Annotated in this window: 1 protein-coding gene and 1 pseudogene; one reads left to right on the forward strand and one right to left on the reverse strand. The window is 76.2% G+C overall.

The genetic code is table 11. The features are described from left to right. Positions 1-225 (reverse strand): annotated as a pseudogene (locus ACTUAL_RS27275) (hypothetical protein); the annotation flags it as partial. Between the two features lie 395 nt (positions 226-620). Between ACTUAL_RS27275 and ACTUAL_RS27280 the strand changes: the two are divergent. Continuing rightward, a partial coding sequence (locus ACTUAL_RS27280; RefSeq protein ID WP_440902250.1) for a HAMP domain-containing protein occupies positions 621-1653 on the forward strand: 1033 nt, incomplete at its 3' end.

Below are 1653 nucleotides of genomic sequence, written 5' to 3' on the forward strand. Positions count from 1 at the left end.
GAGGTCCATCTTGGCGGTCTGGGCGAGGTTCTCGGGGGTGGCGGCGACCCCGGTCAGCGGGTAGCCGCCCGCGCAGACCTCGGCGACGGTGTCGTCCCAGCCGAGGACGAACAGCCCGCCCGTTCCGGAGGCCGCGACCCGGTCGACGCCCCGCCGGACGTCGGTGTGCAGCGCCAGCAGGGCCAGCGCCGCGCGCGCCCTCGGCGGTAGTGGACCGATCGTCATGCACCCCCCTCGGGAGCGATCATTCTGCTTCCCGGCGGGTGGGGGCAAGGACCTGGGGGCGTGTCGGCGCGACGCCGGGACGCCGCGCGGGCGCAACGACCTCTTGGGACGGTCCTCGCGGGAACCCGTTGGCGCGACCGGAACAGCTCCGGCGGCGCGGTTCGACGACCGGTGCGCTCACGCAACGCTTCGGCGTTGCGCGCGCACAACGCCCTCCGGGCAGGTGGCCACACCTGGGCGGCGCGCCCGCCAGAGAACGCCCCCGCCCGCGCGCCCCCGGACATCGCCCGGTCAGGTGACACCACCCGGCGGGAAAACCCGTCAGCCCGCCCCGCCGCCTGCCGTTACAGCCGGTGCCCCGCCGCGTCCTGCGGCGCACCGCCCCTGGAGGTCGGATGTTCTCCGGTCAGCTCCGCCGCCTGCGCATCGGCGCCCGCCTCGGCGCCGGGTTCACCGCCGTCACCGTCGTGCTGAGCGGCGCCTCGGTGGCCGCCGTGCGGGGGGTCGGCGACCAGCAGGCGTCGGCCGCGCGGGAGCGGCAGGTCCGCGACCTGGTGCGCGCCGCCGACCTCATCAAGTTCTACGACGCCGACATCAGCGGGTGGCAGGTCGCCTACGCGTGGGACGCGCGCAGGCTCAGCCCGGCGGAGGCCGTCGCCCCGAGCAGCGCCAACCGCGCGGGCTTCCTGGCCGACAAGGCCAAGCTGGCCGACGTGCTCGCGTCCGTGCCCACCGAGCGGCTGACCGACGCCGAGCGCGAGACGTTCACCAGGATCGACGCCGCCTGGAAGAAGTACTTCACCGCCGACGACCAGGCCGCCGCCGCGTACGCGCGGGGCGCGGTGGACGAGGGCGACGCGATCGTCCTGGGCCCCGGCTACGAGATCTACTTCGCGATCGTCCAGGACACCGACGCCCTGATCGGGCAGCTGACCGAGCGACTGGCCACCGACCAGGCCGCCGCCGAGGCCGCCGCGGCCACCCTGATCACCTGGGTCGTGGTCGCGCTGGTCGCCGCCATCGCGCTGGCCGCGCTGCTGGCGTTCGCCGTCACCCGCAGCATCACCGCCCCGCTGGGCCGCACGGTCGGCGCGCTGCGCCGCGTCGCCGAGGGCGACCTGACCGCCACCCCGACCCCGGAGGGCGGCGACGAGGTCGCCGAGGCCGACCGGGCGCTCGCCGAGGCCGTCGACAACACCCGCGCCGCCGTGACCGCGCTGTCGGACGGGGCGACCTCGCTGACCTCGCTCGCGGGCGGCCTCGCGGGCACCGCGCGCACCCTGTCCCAGAACACCCAGGACACCGCGGCGCCGGCGGGCCGGGTGTCGGCGGCGGCCGAGGACATCTCGGGCAACGTGCGCACCGTGGCCACCGGCAGCGCCGAGATGGGCCAGTCCATCCAGGAGATCGCCCACAACGCCGCCGAGG

Source organism: Actinosynnema sp. (assembly GCF_052038725.1).